The organism is Streptomyces sp. NPDC052910 (genome assembly GCF_055585605.1).
Genome location: NZ_JBVJJR010000003.1, coordinates 458,894 through 474,593, shown reverse-complemented (window position 1 = coordinate 474,593; position 15,700 = coordinate 458,894). Strand labels below are relative to the sequence as shown.

At 74.3% G+C, this 15,700-nt stretch carries 12 protein-coding genes; 7 read left to right on the top strand and 5 right to left on the bottom strand.

Going from position 1 to position 15,700, the window contains the following annotated elements:
- Positions 1-155 precede the first annotated feature (155 nt).
- Positions 156-353 carry a hypothetical protein gene (locus ACZ6X9_RS13075; RefSeq protein WP_469778063.1) on the top strand — a complete coding sequence of 66 codons (198 nt, stop codon included), beginning with the start codon at positions 156-158 and terminating at the stop codon, positions 351-353.
- A 9-nt stretch (positions 354-362) separates the two neighbouring features.
- Here the strand turns inward: ACZ6X9_RS13075 and ACZ6X9_RS13070 are convergent, their stop codons facing one another.
- A complete protein-coding gene (locus ACZ6X9_RS13070; RefSeq protein WP_469778062.1) occupies positions 363-1,178 on the bottom strand; it encodes a site-2 protease family protein in 816 nt (271 codons plus the stop codon).
- A gap of 126 nt (positions 1,179-1,304) precedes the next feature.
- Here ACZ6X9_RS13070 and ACZ6X9_RS13065 point away from each other — a divergent pair, with 126 nt between their 5' ends.
- Positions 1,305-5,666 carry an AfsR/SARP family transcriptional regulator gene (locus ACZ6X9_RS13065; protein WP_469778061.1) on the top strand — a complete coding sequence of 1,454 codons (4,362 nt, stop codon included), beginning with the start codon at positions 1,305-1,307 and terminating at the stop codon, positions 5,664-5,666.
- Between the two features lie 280 nt (positions 5,667-5,946).
- Here the strand turns inward: ACZ6X9_RS13065 and ACZ6X9_RS13060 are convergent, their stop codons facing one another.
- The 3 genes from ACZ6X9_RS13060 to panB form a co-directional block, all read right to left on the bottom strand.
- Positions 5,947-6,771 carry an ABC transporter permease gene (locus ACZ6X9_RS13060; RefSeq protein WP_469778060.1) on the bottom strand — a complete coding sequence of 275 codons (825 nt, stop codon included), beginning with the start codon at positions 6,769-6,771 and terminating at the stop codon, positions 5,947-5,949.
- Positions 6,768-7,808 carry an ATP-binding cassette domain-containing protein gene (locus ACZ6X9_RS13055; RefSeq protein ID WP_469778059.1) on the bottom strand — a complete coding sequence of 347 codons (1,041 nt, stop codon included), beginning with the start codon at positions 7,806-7,808 and terminating at the stop codon, positions 6,768-6,770. The genes ACZ6X9_RS13060 and ACZ6X9_RS13055 overlap by 4 nt, the downstream gene beginning before the upstream one ends.
- 184 nt (positions 7,809-7,992) lie before the next feature.
- Positions 7,993-8,871 (bottom strand): 3-methyl-2-oxobutanoate hydroxymethyltransferase, encoded by an 879-nt coding sequence (gene panB, locus ACZ6X9_RS13050; protein WP_469778058.1) that lies wholly within the window; start codon positions 8,869-8,871, stop codon positions 7,993-7,995.
- Between the two features lie 366 nt (positions 8,872-9,237).
- Between panB and ACZ6X9_RS13045 the strand changes: the two genes are divergently transcribed.
- From ACZ6X9_RS13045 to ACZ6X9_RS13025, 5 genes are all read left to right on the top strand, one after another.
- Entirely contained in the window at positions 9,238-10,857 is a 1,620-nt protein-coding gene (locus tag ACZ6X9_RS13045; RefSeq protein WP_469778057.1) for an MFS transporter, read from the top strand.
- Positions 10,858-11,141: 284 nt separating this feature from the next.
- Positions 11,142-11,690: a TetR/AcrR family transcriptional regulator gene (locus tag ACZ6X9_RS13040; RefSeq protein WP_469778056.1), complete on the top strand. Its 549-nt coding sequence runs from the start codon at positions 11,142-11,144 to the stop codon at positions 11,688-11,690.
- 300 nt (positions 11,691-11,990) lie between these two features.
- Positions 11,991-13,016 carry an endonuclease/exonuclease/phosphatase family protein gene (locus tag ACZ6X9_RS13035; protein WP_469778055.1) on the top strand — a complete coding sequence of 342 codons (1,026 nt, stop codon included), beginning with the start codon at positions 11,991-11,993 and terminating at the stop codon, positions 13,014-13,016.
- A 186-nt stretch (positions 13,017-13,202) separates the two neighbouring features.
- Entirely contained in the window at positions 13,203-13,649 is a 447-nt protein-coding gene (locus ACZ6X9_RS13030) for a hypothetical protein (RefSeq protein ID WP_469778054.1), read from the top strand.
- A gap of 44 nt (positions 13,650-13,693) precedes the next feature.
- A complete protein-coding gene (locus ACZ6X9_RS13025; RefSeq protein ID WP_469778053.1) occupies positions 13,694-13,930 on the top strand; it encodes a DUF2277 domain-containing protein in 237 nt (78 codons plus the stop codon).
- Here ACZ6X9_RS13025 and ACZ6X9_RS13020 read toward each other — a convergent pair.
- Positions 13,899-15,656, bottom strand: a complete 1,758-nt coding sequence (locus tag ACZ6X9_RS13020; RefSeq protein WP_469778052.1) for an NAD+ synthase — start codon at positions 15,654-15,656, stop codon at positions 13,899-13,901. The genes ACZ6X9_RS13025 and ACZ6X9_RS13020 overlap by 32 nt on opposite strands.
- Positions 15,657-15,700 lie beyond the last annotated feature (44 nt).

Here is a 15,700-nt window from a genome sequence, read left to right as displayed (position 1 = left end):
TCGGCGAGGAGCCGGCGCGGCGCCGGCCGGGGGCGGGGTGGCCGTGGGGCCGATGACGGGCATGGGGGACAATGACCGGGATCGTACGCACTCGCGTCAGGTCGCCGTCGACGTTCCCCGTGCCGTTCCCCGTCCCCGGACAGGAGCCGTTCCCCATGCCCCGCCTCGCCCTCTACGCCCTCGCCGTCTGCGTCCTCGCGGTGGCCGCGGCCGTCGTCTCGTTCACCCGGGGAAGCTGGCTCGGCGTCGTCTGGATCCTGCTGGCGGGGGTCGCCTCCAACATGGCCTGGTTCTACGTCCGCAAGCGGAAGATGGAGCGGGAAGCGGCGCGGGGGGCGGCTGTCACGGAGTGAGGGTGTGGGTCACCCCGTGCTGAAACACATCTGGCCCGGGGGCGGGACGCACCCGGGCGCGTCCCAGAAGCGGAACAGGGCGCGGCCCCAGTACGCGTCCCCGTCGTCGACGCCCAGTGCCTTCATGACGGTGTAGATCACGTCGAAGAAGGCCTCGCTGACCTCCGGAATCATCAGGAACCCGAACAGCGCCAGGAACCCGAACGGCGCGAACGGCTCCACCTGTCGCCGCATCCCCGGCGTCAGCCAGGGCTCCACGATGCCGTAGCCGTCCATGCCCGGGACGGGCAGCAGGTTGAGGATCGCCGCCGACACCTGGAGCAGCACCATGAAGGCGAGGGCGTAGCGGAAGGCGTCCGGCACCCCGTCGAGCGCGCCCAGCCAGAACGGCGCCGCGCAGACGACGGCGAACAGGACGTTCGTCAGCGGTCCCGCGGCCGAGATGAGGCTGTGCTTCCAGCGGCCGCGGATCCGGTGCCGCTCGATGAAGACCGCGCCGCCGGGGAGACCGATCCCGCCCATGATCACGAAGACCACGGGCAGGACGACACTCAGCGCGGCGTGCGTGTACTTGAGCGGATTGAGGGTGAGGTACCCCTTCGCCCCGACGGTGAGGTCGCCGCCGTGCAGGGCCGTGCGCGCGTGCGCGTACTCGTGGAGGCAGAGCGAGACGACCCAGCCGGAGACGACGAACAGGAACACGGCGAAGCCGGGGCTCGCCGCGTAGTCCGTCCACACCGCCCACATCGACACCGCCATCACGGCGACGAGGGCGAGGAAGACGGGGCTCACGCGCCGCTCGGCGTGCGTCGCGTCGGATGCCATGGTTCTGCGCTCCAGGGTCTGCGGGGCGGCCGGGGGCCCCGGTGCGAGGGGTGTACCGGCAGGACGGTACTTGGTCGCGCCGGAAAGTCGTAACGCCCGTGGAGCCGGAGCGGGGACAATGGCCCGGTGCGTTACGGCATCCTCGGCACCACCCAGGCCCATACCGACGACGGGCGACCCGTCGCCGTCGGCGGCGCGCGGCTGCGCGCCCTGCTCGCGGCGCTCGCCCTGCACCCGGGACGGGGGCACGCGTCCGGCACGCTCATCGACCTCGTCTGGGCCGGCGAGCCGCCGGCGGACGCGCCGGGGGCGCTCCAGGCGCTGGTCGCGCGGCTGCGGAGAGCGCTCGGGGGCGACGCGGTGGAGTCGGTGGCCGGCGGCTACCGGTTGAACGCCCGGGCCGACGACGTCGACCTGCATCGTTTCCAGCGCCTCGCCGACGAGGGCGAGCGGTCGCTCGCCGACGGCGACCCCGTGAAGGCGGCCGGGCTGCTGGACGACGCGCTCGCGCTCTGGCGCGGGCCGGCCCTCTGCGACCTGCCCGGCCACGAGGCGTTCGCCGCCCGGCTGGACGCCCGGCACCTCGCCGCGCGGCGCGGCCGGCTCACGGCGGCCGTCGCCCTCGGCGACCCGGCCGGTGCCCTGCCCGAACTGGCCGAACTCTGCGCCGACCACCCCCTGGACGAGCCGCTTCAGGCGCTGCGGCTGCGCGCCCTGCGCGCCGCGGGCCGCCCGGCGGAGGCGCTGGCCGCCTACGAGGACGTCCGCGCGGCCCTCGCCGACCGCCTCGGCACGGACCCAGGTCCGGAACTGCGCGCTCTGCACGCGGAGCTGCTGGGGGGCGGGGGCGCGGGGGGTTCCGGGACGTCAGGGGACGCCGGGTCCGGACGGTCCGCGCTTCCCGTGCCGGGCCGGGCGCAGGAGGTCCCGGACGCTCCGGGGGCCGGGCGGCCCCGGACGGCCGGCGAGGCCGGGCCTGCGGCCTCGTCCGGGACCACGGCGGACTGGGCCGGTCACCCCGGGGGACCCGGGCCCGGGGCGGCCGCCCGGCACGCGGGGGAGGCAACCGGCCGGGCCGGTCGTGCGCGGGAGGGCGAGCCGGGCGGCGAGACGAGCGGGCAGAGCCCGTGGGGCGGGCCGGCGGGACACACCGCGCCGGGGCGGACGGCCGGCGAGGCCGGGACCGCTGCCGGGGGCGGGACCACGGCGGCGTGGGTCGGTCACCCCGGGGGTTCCGATTCCGGGGCGGGCCCCCGGCCCGGCCGTGCCCGGGAGGGCGAGCCGGGCGGCGACGGCCCGTGGGCCGGGACGGCCGGGGACGCCGTTTACGCCGGGGCGGGACACCAGGCCGGCCCGGCCGGGCAGCCGGGGCACGGCGGGCCGGAAGCACCCGGTCCGTACGCCTCGCCGCGCCCGTACGCCGACGGTGCCCACGACCGTCCGTCCGCCGGGGCGGAACCTTTCACCCCCGCCGGGCAGCCCGCCCGCCCCGCCCTGCGCGGCAACCTCCGCGCCCGGCCCACGTCCTTCGTCGGCCGGGAGGACGACGTGCTCGTGATCCGGCGGGACCTGGAGCACCACCGGCTCGTCACGCTGCTCGGACCCGGCGGGGCCGGGAAGACACGGCTGTCACAGGAGGCCGCCGAGGCCGTCGCGCGGCAGACGGGGGCCTGGCCGGACGGGGTGTGGCTCGCCGAGCTCGCGCCCGTGGACGACCCCGAGACCGTGCCGGAGGCCGTGCTCACGGCTCTCGGCGGGCGCGAGACCGTGGTGCGCGGCACCGCGGAGGGGCTGCGGGCCGCCACCGACGCCACCGCGTCCGACCCGCTGGCCCGGCTGGCCGAGCTGTGCGGACCCCGCCGGATGCTGCTCGTCCTCGACAACTGCGAGCACGTGATCGACGCCGCGGCCCGGCTCGCCGAGACGCTGCTCGCGCACTGCCCCGGCGTCACCGTCCTCGCCACCAGCCGCGAACCGCTCGCCGTGCCCGGCGAGTCCGTACGGCCGGTGGAACCGCTGCCGGACCCGGTGGCGCTGCGGCTGCTCGCCGACCGGGGCGCCGCCGCGCGGCCCGGCTTCCGGATCGAGGACGACCCCGAGGCGTGCGCGGAGATCTGCCACCGGCTCGACGGCCTGCCGCTCGCCATCGAACTGGCCGCCGCCCGGCTGCGGATGCTCACCCCGCGCGGCCTCGCCGACCGCCTGGACGACCGCTTCCGGCTGCTCACCTCCGGCAGCCGCACGGTCCTGCCGCGCCAGCAGACGCTCCGCGCGGTCGTCGACTGGTCCTGGGACCTGCTGGACGAGCCCGAACGCGCCGTCCTGCGCCGGCTGTCGGTGTTCGCGGGCGGCTGCGACCTGGCGGCGGCGGAGGCGGTCTGCTCGGACCGCCCGGGCGGTCCGGACGGTCCGGGCGGCCCGAATGATCCGGGCGGCCCGGGCGGCCGGAACGGCCTGGGCAGGGCGGCCCTCACCGGCGCCCCGGCCACCGCCGGGACCTCGGCCGCCACCGAGGGCTCCGCTGTCCCCGGGACCTCCGCCTTCCCCGGGAACCCGGCCGCCTCCAGTGTCCCCAGTGCCCCCGGCGCCGACGGCCTGCGTACTTCCGGCGCTCCTGGTGCCTCGAACGGTCTCAGTGCCGCCGGTGCTCACGGCGCTCCCGGTGCCTCGAACGCTTCCGGTGCCGCCAGTGCCACCGGCACTGCCGACCCCCGCAGCGCCCACGACCCCCGCAGCGCCCACGACCCCCGCAGCGCCCACGGTGCTCCTGGCGCTCACGGCGCTGCCGGCTCTCTCGGCGCCCACGGCGCCCCAGGCACCCCCCAGATCGCAGACACCCCGCCCGCGGCCGTCGTCCCCGAGGAGGACGTCGCCGTGCTCGTCGGCTCGCTCGTCGACAAGTCGCTCGTCGTCGCCGCGCCCGCCGACGACGGGGAGATGCGCTACCGGCTGCTGGAAACGGTGGGGGAGTACGCGGCCGAGCGGCTGGACGAGGCCGGCGAGCGGGCCGAGGTCGAGCGGCGGCACCTCGTCCACTACCGGGAGCTGGCCCGCACCACCGAGCCGCTGCTGCGCGGCCCCGGGCAGCGCGTCCTGCTGGACCAACTGGAGCGCGAGCACGACAACCTGCGCACCGCGCTGCGGCGCGCGGTCGCCGCCCGGGACGAGCAGGAGGCGCTGTGCCTGGTGCTGTCCCTGGGCTGGTTCTGGCAGCTTCGCGATCACCGCGTCGACGGGGGCACCTGGTCGCAGGCCGTCATGGCACTGGGCCCCGACCCGTTCGACGAACCCGTGCGGCCGGCTCCGCCGCTGTACGAACGGTGCATCGACGCGCCGCCGCCGATGTCGCCCGAACTGCTGATGGAGGCCCGGCGTGGGGTCCGGCTCGTCTGGCTGTCGAACCGGGAGCACGACATCCGGGTGATGGAGGACTCGGAGACACGGTCCTGGATGCGCCGCGTCGCCGCCGCCTACGGGCCGGGACAGCCGCAGAACTGCCGCGTGCCCGGATTCGCCTGGTACTTCGTCCGGCTGTTCACCGGCGACGTGGAGGGCCTCTACCGGAACCTGGACGGCGGCATCGAGATGTGCCGCGAGTTCGGCTACGAGTGGGAGCTGGCCTTCCACCTCCAGCAGCGGGCCAAGCTGCTCAACGAGATACCCGGCCGCGCCGACGTGGGACTGCGGGACGCCGACGAGAGCCTTGAGCTGTTCCGCCGGATCGGGGACGCCTGGGGGGTGGCCGAGGCGCTGTCCGGGCGCGCCGAGAGCCACGAGCGGCGGGGCGCCTTCGCCGAGGCCGCGCGGGATTACCGCGAGGCGCTCGACAACGCCCGCGAACTGGGATCCGGCGCGCAGCTCCCGATGCTCAGGTGCCGGCTCGCCGAAGTGCTCGGCGAATCCGGGGAGATCGACGGGGCGGAAGCGGAGCGGCTGCTGCGGGAGGCGCTGGAGGAGGCCGAACCGCTCAATCCCGACGCGGCCTATTTCATCCGGATCTCGCTCGGCATCCGGATCGCCCGCAACGGCGGCCATGACGAGGCGCGGGAGATTTTCGAGGGGCTGCACGGGGAACTGCGGGACCGTTCCATCCCCCTGTTCGCGAGCATGCTCCAGAGCGTGCTCGGCTGGCTCGACGTCCTCCAGGGCAGGCCGGCCGACGCGCTGCCGAAACTGCGGGACGCGCTGACCGCGACCGATGATCCGCTCACCGCCCTCGTCGCCGCGCACCTGCCCGTGCACATGCTCCTCAACGCCGCCTCCGCCCACTCCGCGCTGCCCGGGCGCGAGCACGCCGCGACGGCGGCCCGGCTGCTGGGCGCGGTCGCCGCCCTGCGCCCCGCCGGGTTGCACGAGGCTTCCGTGGAACGGGAGTTGCGGGAGTGGACGACGGCCGCCGCCCGGGCCACCCTGGGGGACGAGGCGTACGAACGGGCGCACGCCGAGGGCGGCCGCCTCACCCTGGAGGAGGCCGCCGCTCTGGTGTGAGCCGCTCTGGTGCGAGTCGCTCTGATGTGAGTCGCCCTCGTGTGAGACGCCCTCGTGTGAGCCGGGCCCGTGGCGACTCGGCTGATATGAGCCGGGCCCGTGGAGGCTCGGCCGGTGCGAACCGGGCCCGTGGTGGCTCGGCGGATAGGAACCCGGCCGGTGGCGGTCCGGCCGGTGTGACCCGGGCCGGGACGAGCCCGCCGGTGTCGGCCCGGCCGGGATGGCCCCGGCGTGCGACCGGAATCCGGGAGGGGCCGCGCCGACGTGAGCACGCCACCCGTCAGGTCTTGCTGCGGAACCGGCGGACCGCCAGCGGCGCCGTCACCGCCGTGATGCCCACGGACCAGGCCAGCGTCAGCCAGACCGAGTGGGCCACCGGGCCGCCGATCACCAGGTTGCGGGAGGCGTCGGCGAGGTTGGCCAGCGGGTTGTACTCGGTGAAGGTGCGCAGCCAGCCCGGCATGGTGGTGGGCTTGGCGAAGATCGAGCTGGCGAACTGGAGCGGCATCAGCACGAGCATGCCCATGCCCTGCACCGCCTGCGCGGTCTTCATCGTCAGACCGATCAGGATGAAGATCCACATCAGGGCGGAGCCGAACACCACGCTCAGGCCGACCGCGGCCAGCAGGTGCAGCACGGAGGTCTTGACGTCCAGGCCGAGGGCGAAGCCGATGGCGAGCTGGACGGCCACGGCCACCAGCAGCCGGCCGATCTCGGTGACGATCTTGGCTATGAGCACCGAGGACCGGGCGATGGGCATGGTCCGGAACCGGTCCATGACGCCCTTGCGGAAGTCCTCGTTGACGCCCGAGCCCACCGCCATCGCGATGTTGAGGCCGGTCATCGCCATCAGGCCGGGCACCAGGTAGTTGACGTACGCCTCCTGCTGTCCGGGGCCGAACATCGCGCCGCCGAAGACGTAGACGAACATCAGCGTGAAGATGATCGGCATCGCCAGGACGTCGAACATCGACTCCGGGTCCTGCCTGATCTGAAGGGCGTTGCGGCGCGCGAGGGCGCCGATGTGCCGGACGTGGGAGCGGAGGGGGATCCGCCCCTCGCCGGCGGGCGCCGCCACGGGCGCGCCGATCGTCGCGGTGGTCATACGGCGGCCTCCTGAAGGGCTTCGGCTTCGGCGCCGGCTTCGGCGCGCGGGGCGTCGTCGGTGAGGGACGTCTTCTGGCCGGTGATGGCCAGGAAGACCTCGTCCAGACTGGGGAGATGGGTGTTGATGCCGGCGAGGGCGAAGCCGCGCGCGCTCAGCATGCCGACGACGGCGGTGAGTTGCTCGTCGCTCACGATCGGGACGTTGACCAGGCCCTCGGTCTCGTCCATGGTGGCGCCGCCGATGCCGTCGAGACCGGACTGCGCCAAGGCGCCGGTCATCCGGGTCAGCTCGGAGCGGTCCGCCGGGCGGATCTGCAGCGTCCGGCCGCCGACCTTGGCCTTGAGCTCGTCCACCCGGCCGCCGGCGATGACCTTGCCGCGGTCGATCACCGTGAGCTCACTGGCCAGTTGCTCGGCCTCCTCCATGTACTGCGTCGTGAGCAGCACCGTCGCGCCGTCCCGCACCAGGGACTGGACCTCGGCCCATACCTCGTTCCGGGTGCGCGGGTCGAGGCCGGTGGTGGGCTCGTCGAGGTAGAGCACGGCGGGCCGGCCGATCATCGAGGCGGCCAGGTCGAGCCGGCGGCGCATGCCGCCCGAGTACTGCCCGGACGGCCGCTTCGCCGCCTCGGTGAGGGAGAAGCGCTCCAGCAGCTCGTCCGCGCGGCGCCGGGCCTCCTTGCGGGACAGGTCCAGCAGCCGGCCGATCATGTAGAGGTTGTCGAAGCCGGAGAGCTTCTCGTCCACCGAGGCGTACTGGCCGGTCAGGCCGATCACCCGGCGCAGTTGCCGGGGCTGGGCCAGGACGTCGTACCCGGCGACGCGGGCCGTCCCGGCGTCGGGGCGGATCAGCGTGGACAGGACGCGCACCAGCGTCGTCTTGCCCGCGCCGTTGGGGCCGAGGACGCCGAGGACGGTGCCCTCGCGGACGTCCAGGTCGACCCCGTCCAGGGCCCTGGTCTCGCCGTAGTGCTTGACCAGCCCTCGGACTTCCACGGCGTTTCCGCGGTCTTCGGGGATGTCGTTTCGTGTCATGGGAAGAGGCTGACAGACCCCACTGACAACGGGCCGACATCCGCCCGACAGGGCGCCGACACGGGCCGTGCGACCCGCGCCTGCGCCCTCGTTCACCGCTCACCGACGGGCAGTTCGCCGATCACACCCCGGCGGACGGGGCGGAGAGAAGCGGCGGACCGCCCGGAAAGTACCCACGGGCCGGTCAGTGGAAGGAGTGCTCCTCCGCCGGGTACGCCCCGCCGACCACGTCCTCCGCGAACTCGCGGGCCGCGCCGCCCAGCACCGCCCGCAGGTCCGCGTACTGCTTGACGAACCGGGGGACGCGGCCGGACGTCATGCCCGCCATGTCCGTCCAGACCAGCACCTGGGCGTCGCACTCCGCGCCCGCCCCGATGCCGACGGTCGGGATGTGCAGGCTGCGGGTGACCTCGGCCGCCAGCTCGGCCGGGACCAGCTCCAGCACCACGGCGAAGGCGCCCGCGTCCTGTACCGCCTTGGCGTCGCGCAGCAACTGCTGGGCCGCCTCCTCGCCCCGGCCCTGGACCGGGTAGCCGCCGTAGGCGTTGACGGACTGCGGGGTGAGCCCGACGTGGGCCATCACCGGGATGCCGGCCTGCACCAGCAGCTCGATCTGGCCCGCCGAGCGCTCGCCGCCCTCCAGCTTGACCGCGCCGACGCCCGCCTCCTTCACCAGGCGCGTCGCGCTGCGCAGCGCCTGGACCGCGCTCTCCTGGTACGCGCCGAACGGCAGGTCGCCGACGATCAGCGCGCGCTTGGTGCCCCGGACCACGGCGGCCGAGAGCAGGGTGATCTCGTCCATGGTGACCGGCACCGTGGACTCGTAGCCGAGGTGGCAGTTGCCCATCGAGTCGCCCACGAGCAGCACGGGGATGCCCGCCTCGTCGAAGACGGAGGCGGTCATCGCGTCGTAGGCGGTCAGCATGGGCCACTTCTCGCCGCGCCCCTTCGCGGCGGCGATGTCACGGACGGTGATGCGCCGGGATCCCGTCCCCCCGTACAGCGCCTTGCCGGGTGCGGCGCCCGTACGGCTGCTGTCGGGTGATGTCACGGCATGCGTCATGGCAGTGGCTCCTGAACGTCGTCTCGAAGCGCCCTGGCGGCGTCTCCGGATCCCCTCCATGCTGACACGGGACGCGATGGCGAGGAAGGCGCCGGGGGTAACCGGGTCCCCGCCTCCGCGCACGGGCCCCGCACCGGGCCCCGCACTGGGCCCCCACCGCCCCGCGCCGGTCCCGGCTCCGGCTCCCGCACCCGGCCCCGCGCCGGGTCCCGCACCGGGCCCGCGCCGGCTCCGGCTTCGCCTCGCTCCTCGGGCCTCGGTCCGGGCCCGCTCCGGGCCTCGCCCGGGCCCGGACCGCCTGCCCGCCGGGCAAAACCTCCGCAATACGAGACGGTGGCGTATCGGAAAGCGGTCTACGGTGGAGGTATGACAACCCCTGCCGGTGAAGCGCCGGTGCGCCAGGTATCCGAGGCCGTGCACAAGCGTCGGTGGGCGATCCTCGCCGTGCTGCTGTTCAGCCTGCTCGTCGTCGTCCTCGACAACTCGATCCTCAACGTGGCGATGAAGACCATCGCCTCGCCCGCACCCACCGGCCTCGGGGCGACCCAGAGCCAACTGGAGTGGGCGATCAACTCCTACACGCTGGTCTTCGCCGGCATCCTCTTCACGGCGGGCCTGCTGGGCGACCGGCTGGGGCGCAAGAAGGTCCTCCTCTTCGGCATGGTCGTGTTCGGGATCGGCTCGGTGCTCTCGGCCACCTCCGGCTCGCCCGGCGAACTCATCTCGTTCCGTGCGGTGATGGGCTTCGGCGGCGCCTTCGTGATGCCCGCGACGCTCGCGATCATCATGAACGTCTTCGAGCGCGACGAGCAGCCCAAGGCCGTCGGCATATGGGCCGGCGCGGTCGGACTCGCCATCGCCATCGGGCCGATCACCGGCGGTCTGCTCATGGACCACTTCTGGTGGGGTTCGGTCTTCCTGGTGAACGTGCCGATCGTGATCGTCGCCGTCATCGCGATGGTCGTCCTCGTCCCCGACTCCAAGGACCCCTCGCCCGGCCGGCTCGACCCGCTCGGCGTGCTGCTGTCCGTCGTCGGTCTGGTCCTGCTGGTGTACGGCATCATCAAGGGCGGCCAGTTGGCAGACTTCACGGACCCCGAGGTGTTCGGCACGGTCGGCGGCGGACTGCTCGTCCTCGTCCTCTTCGTCCTGCACGAGCGGCGCAGCGCCCATCCCGCCCTGGACATGCGGTACTTCCGCAAGCCGACGTTCTCGGCGGCCGTCGCCTCGATCGGGCTGGTCTTCTTCGGACTGCTGGGCGTCACCTTCTTCACCGTCTTCTACACCCAGAGCGTGCGCGGCTACAGCCCGCTGCAGAGCGGCCTGTTGCTGCTCCCGCTGGCCGCCGCGCAGATGTTCTTCGCGCCGCGCGCCCGGCTCGTCGTGGCCCGGTTCGGCGCACGGGCCGTCTGCTCGGGCGGAATGCTGCTGGTCGCCTGCTCGATGTCGGGCTTCGTACTGCTCGACGCCGACACCCCGATCTGGGTGCTGGAGGTGCTGTTCTTCCTCCAGGGCACCGCGATGGCGCACGTCATGCCGCCCGCCACCGTCTCGATCATGCAGTCCCTGCCGCGTGAGAAGGCCGGTTCCGGCTCGGCCGTGAACAACACCTTCCGGCAGGTCGGCGGAGCCCTCGGCGTGGCCGTGCTGGGCTCGGTGCTCTCCACCACCTACCGCGACGGCATCGCCGGACACCTGGACGGCGTCCCCGGCCTGTCCGGGTCCGCCCGGCACGCGGCCGGCGAGTCCATCGAGGCCACCCTGGGCCTGGCCGGCCGGCTCGGCCCGGCCGGACGGGACCTGGTCGCCCCGGCCCAGGACGCGTTCCTGCACGCCATGCACGTCACCGCGCTGGGCGCGGCCGGCGTCGCGGCGCTGGGCGCCCTGGTCGCCGGCGTCTTCCTGCCGGGGAAGAACACGACGCCGCCCGCCCCGGGCCACGGCCGGCCCGCCGAGCGACCGCAAACGGAGGAGGCACGCAGGTGAGCGGAGCGGGTCCGGGGGGTCCGGCGGGACCGACGGGTCCGGGAGGTCCGGCGGGGCCGGTAGGGCCGACGGAACCGGGCGGTTCGGCGGGCTCGGACGGCGCGGCGGGGCCCGGAGATCCGGCGGGGCCCGGCGGCTCGGTGGGGCCGACGGGTCCGGGCGGTTCGGAGGGTCCGGGCGGCCCGGCGGGTTCGGCGGGTCCGGGGAGCCCCGCCGGTGGGAGCGGCTCCCCCGTCCCCGTCCAGCAGCGCGGCCGGCCGCGCAGCGCCGCCGTCGACACCGCCGTGATCGAGAGCGTCCTGCGGCTGCTGGAGCACGGCGTCACCGTCGGCGAGCTGTCCATGGAACGGATCGCCCGGGAGGCCGGCGTCGGCAAGGCGACGGTCTACCGGCGGTGGGCCGGCAAGGAGGCACTGATGCTCGACGTCCTGCGCTCCCTGGAGGAGGCCGCCCCCGAGCTCGCCGGCGTCTCCGTCCGCGACGACCTGGTCGCCCTGCTGGACTTCCTGCGCCGGCGCGGCCTGGCCAAGCGCTCCTCCGCCGTGATGCGCACGGTCGTCGCCCAGGTGCAGGCGCAGCCCCGGGTGTGGCGGGAGTACCACGACACGGTCGTCGCCGCCCGGCGGGAGTCGTTCCGGGCGGTGCTGCGGCGCGGGGCGGCGGCCGGGGAGATCCGCCCGGACGTGGACGTGGACCTGCTCATCGACCTCATCGTCAGCCCGATGCTGGTGCGGGCGGTGCTACAGGAGTGGGCGGAGCTGCCGGCGGGGCTCGCGGAGGGGATCGTGGACACGATCCTGGACGGGGTCCGGCCGGGGACCGGGCCGTCCTGACGCACCCGGGCTGTCCTGACGGACCCGGGCCGCGGGGTCCCGGCCGGACGCCGCGCGAGGCGCCGAGCCAGGACCCGGCCGGGCGCCGCGCGAGGCCGGGGCCCGAATGTGCCCGTTGTGTCACAGGACGCCCCTGTCGGCCCGTACCGAGGAACCCGCCCGGGCCGACGGGCCGTCCTCCTCCCCGAAGGCCCCCTTCCGGGTGGGGCCCGGAACAGCCCTCCCGCGGTGATCACGACGGATCGTCGATCACCTATCGTCGGGTGACGGGACACAGCGAGACCGAGTGAGGACATGCGGATGCCGCAGGCGCACATGCAGGAGACGGGCCGTGAGGGAGTCGGTCCGGAGCGGGCCGGCTCCGGGGTCCGGCACCGCGTGGGCGACTGGCTGGGCGACTGGCGGGGCCCGGGAATCTGGCGGCGCGGACTGGTGATCGCGGTACTGGCGCTGGTGCTGGGCCTGCTGATGCTGCTGCACTCCAGTGTCCCCAACCGCGTCGGCAACCTCGGCAGCCTCACGGAAACCTTCCTGCCCTGGCTGGGGCTGCTCGTCCCCGTCCTGCTGGCCCTGGCGCTGCTGCGGCGCTCGGCGAGCGCGCTGATCGCCGTGCTGCTCCCGGCCGCCGTCTGGGTGAACCTCTTCGGCGGACTCCTCACCGACAAGTCCGGTTCCGGCGGCGACTTCACCGTCGTCAGCCACAACGTGAACGCCGAGAACCCCGACCCGGCCGGCACCGCGCGGTCCCTCGTCGCCTCCGGCGCGGACGTGATCGCCCTGGAGGAACTCAGCGACGCCTCCCGCTACGAGAGCGCCCTCGCGGGCTCCTACCCCTACCACTCGGTGCAGGGCACGGTCGGCCTCTGGAGCAAGTACCCGCTGCGCGACGCCCGTCCCGTCGACATCCGCATGGGCTGGACCCGCGCCCTGCGCGCCACCGTCGAGACGCCGAAGGGCCCGCTCGCGGTGTACGTCGCCCACCTGCCGTCGGTCCGCGTGAAGTTCAACGCCGGCTTCACCGCCGGCCAGCGCGACAACAGCGCCGCCGCGCTGGGCCACGCCATCGCCGCCGAGCCGCTGCAGAAGACCGTCCTCCTCGGCGACCTCAACGGCACCATGAACGACCGCTCGCTCGCGCCCGTCACGTCGCAACTGCGCTCCGCGCAGGGGGCGGCGGGGGACGGCTTCGGGTTCAGTTGGCCGGCGAGTTTCCCGATGGCGCGGATCGACCAGATCATGGTGCGGGGGGTGGACCCGAAGTCGGCGTGGACGCTGTCGGAGACGGGGAGCGATCACCTGCCGGTGGCGGCGCGGGTGAAGCTCTGAGGTGATCGCCGGGGAGCGGGCCCCGGCCCCTCCCCTCCACTCCCCTCCACTCCCCTCCACCGTTTCCCTGGGCAGGCCCCCGGGCCCCCGGCCCCCGGAACCGCACTTCGCACGGTTGTCCGGAAACGCCGGACGGGCCGGGCTTCGGCAGGCAGACTGTGATCACCTGACGACCGGGGAGGGCTCGTGCAGCAGAAGGCGAAGATGTGGCTTGGCGTCGGCGCGGTGGTGGTCGCGCTGGGGGGAGCCGTCTCGCTGTTCCAGGGCGACGACAAGGGCGATGCCGAGGCCAAGCCCGTACCCACGGCCACTGCCACGGCAGCCGCCACCGCCACCGCCGCCGCCCGTGAAGCGACGGCCGCCGCCACGGCGGCCGTCGGCATACCCAGGCCCGACGCCGCGCAGACGGCCCGGCTCCTCGCCGGGCTGCGGGAGGTGCATCCCGGGCTGGTCGTGAAAGAGGACCGGGCGGTCAGCCGGGCCAGGAGCACCTGCCTGGACATGGTGCAGGCCAAGGAACCGGGGATCGTGCTGAAGAACGCGCGGCTCCGGTTCAGCGGCGGGGACGTGACCCTCGACGACACCCAGGCCGACAAGGTCGTGAAGGCGGTCGAGGCGTCGTTCTGCCACTGATCACCGACGCGACGCCGGCCCGCCCGCGGGCGCACACTGGACGCATGTGCCGCAGCATCAAGACCCTCAGGCCCCCGGTCACCCCCGCCCCGGGCGAGGACGACATCCGTGCCGCCGCCCTCCAGTACGTCCGCAAGGTCTCCGGCTTCCGGGCGCCCGCCGCGCACAACAAGGCCGTCTTCGACGAGGCCGTCGACGCCGTGGCGGAGGCGACCGCGCGGCTGCTGGACGGCCTCGAGGTGCGGGGCGTCAATTCGTCCGCTCGCGCCAGCGGTTCGTGATCGGCAGCCGGCGGTCCTTGCCGAAGCCCTTCGGGGAGATCTTCGTGCCCGGCGGGTACTGCCGCCGCTTGTACTCGGCGGTGTCGACCAGCCGCAGCACCCGCGCCACCAGCTCCTCGTCGAAGCCCTCGGCGACGATCTGCGCGTACCCCCGGTCCCGGTCCACGTAGAGCTCCAGGATGCGGTCGAGGACGGGGTAGTCGGGCAGGGAGTCGGTGTCGACCTGGCCGGGACGGAGTTCGGCGCTGGGGGGCTTGGTGAGGGAGTTCTCGGGGATGGGCGGGGTCTCGCCGCGTTCCTCGGCGTGGCGGTTGCGCCAGCGGGCGAGGCGGAAGACGCCCGTCTTGTAGAGGTCCTTGATCGGGCCGTAGGCGCCGACCGAGTCGCCGTAGAGCGTCGAATAGCCGCACGCCAGCTCGGACTTGTTGCCCGGCGCGAGGACGATGTGGCCCTCCTGGTTGGAGATGCCCATCAGCATCGTGCCGCGCAGCCGGGACTGGAGGTTCTCCTCGGCCAGGCCGGTGAGCCCGAGGGCGCCCAGGTAGGCGTCGAACATCGGGGCGATGGGCACGGTACGGAAGTCGAGGCCGGTGCGCCGGGCCAGCTCCTCGGCGTCGGCGAGCGAGTGCGCGGACGAGTAGCGGGACGGCATGGCGACGCCGTACACGTTCGCGGCCCCGACCGCGTCGCAGGCGAGGGCCGCGACGAGGGCGGAGTCGATGCCTCCGGAGAGGCCGATGAGGACGCTGCGGAAGCCGTTCTTGACGGCGTACGCGCGGAGGCCGGTCACCAGGGCCCGGTAGACCTCGGCGTCGTCGTCCAGGTGGTCGGCGACCGTGCCCGGCAACGCCGGGTCCGCGGCCGGGGCCGGGTCGGCGGAGAGCGTGACGTGGTCGACGCGCAGGCCGTCGTCCACCGTGCCGGAGGGCGCGGCGGCCGGGGCCGCCGGCAGGTCGAGGTCCAGCACCAGGCAGGTCTCCTCGAACTGCGGCCCCCGGGCGATCACCCGGCCGTCCCGGTCGACGACGATGGAGTCGCCGTCGAAGACGAGCTCGTCCTGACCGCCGGTCATGGCGAGGTAGGCGACGGTGCAGCCGGCCTCCTGGGCGCGCTTGCGCACCAGTTCCAGGCGGGTGTCGTCCTTCTCCCGCTCGTACGGCGAGGCGTTGACGGAGACCAGCAGCCCGGCCCCGGCGGCCCGGGCGGCGGGCACCCGGCCGCCCTCCTGCCAGAGGTCCTCGCAGATGGCCAGCGCCACGTCCACGCCGCGCACCCGGACCACCGGCAGGGTGTCGCCCGGCACGAAGTACCGGAACTCGTCGAACACCCCGTAGTTGGGCAGGTGGTGCTTGGCGAACGTGAGCACGGCCCGGCCGCCGTGCAGCACCGCCGCCGCGTTCAGCGGCGCGCCCGCCGGGCGGCCCAGCCGGGGGCGGGCCTCCTCGCAGCGGTCCAGGTAGCCGACGACGACGGGCAGTTCGCCGAGTCCCTCGTCGGCGAGGCGGGCGGCGAGGCCGCGCAGCTCCTCCCGGCTCGCCTCCACGAAGGACGAGCGGAGGGCGAGGTCCTCGACGGGGTAGCCGGTCAGCATCATCTCGGGGAAGACCGCGAGGTGGGCGCCCTGCCCGGCGGCGTGGCGGGCCCCGCGGAGCACCGACTCCGCGTTCCCGGTGAGATCGCCGACGGTGGAGTCGATCTGGTGCAGTGCGAGACGGAGTCGAGCCACGCCGTCAGTCTAATCGTCTTCCTGACGCGATGGGGGGTGGAAGA

Coding starts and splice junctions, on each gene's coding strand:
- ACZ6X9_RS13075 (WP_469778063.1), top strand. CDS start 156: ATGCCCCGCCTCGCCCTCTACGCCCTCGCCGTCTGCGTCCTCGCGGTG.
- ACZ6X9_RS13070 (WP_469778062.1), bottom strand. CDS start 1,178: ATGGCATCCGACGCGACGCACGCCGAGCGGCGCGTGAGCCCCGTCTTC.
- ACZ6X9_RS13060 (WP_469778060.1), bottom strand. CDS start 6,771: ATGACCACCGCGACGATCGGCGCGCCCGTGGCGGCGCCCGCCGGCGAG.
- ACZ6X9_RS13055 (WP_469778059.1), bottom strand. CDS start 7,808: ATGACACGAAACGACATCCCCGAAGACCGCGGAAACGCCGTGGAAGTC.
- panB (WP_469778058.1), bottom strand. CDS start 8,871: ATGACGCATGCCGTGACATCACCCGACAGCAGCCGTACGGGCGCCGCA.
- ACZ6X9_RS13045 (WP_469778057.1), top strand. CDS start 9,238: ATGACAACCCCTGCCGGTGAAGCGCCGGTGCGCCAGGTATCCGAGGCC.
- ACZ6X9_RS13035 (WP_469778055.1), top strand. CDS start 11,991: ATGCCGCAGGCGCACATGCAGGAGACGGGCCGTGAGGGAGTCGGTCCG.
- ACZ6X9_RS13025 (WP_469778053.1), top strand. CDS start 13,694: ATGTGCCGCAGCATCAAGACCCTCAGGCCCCCGGTCACCCCCGCCCCG.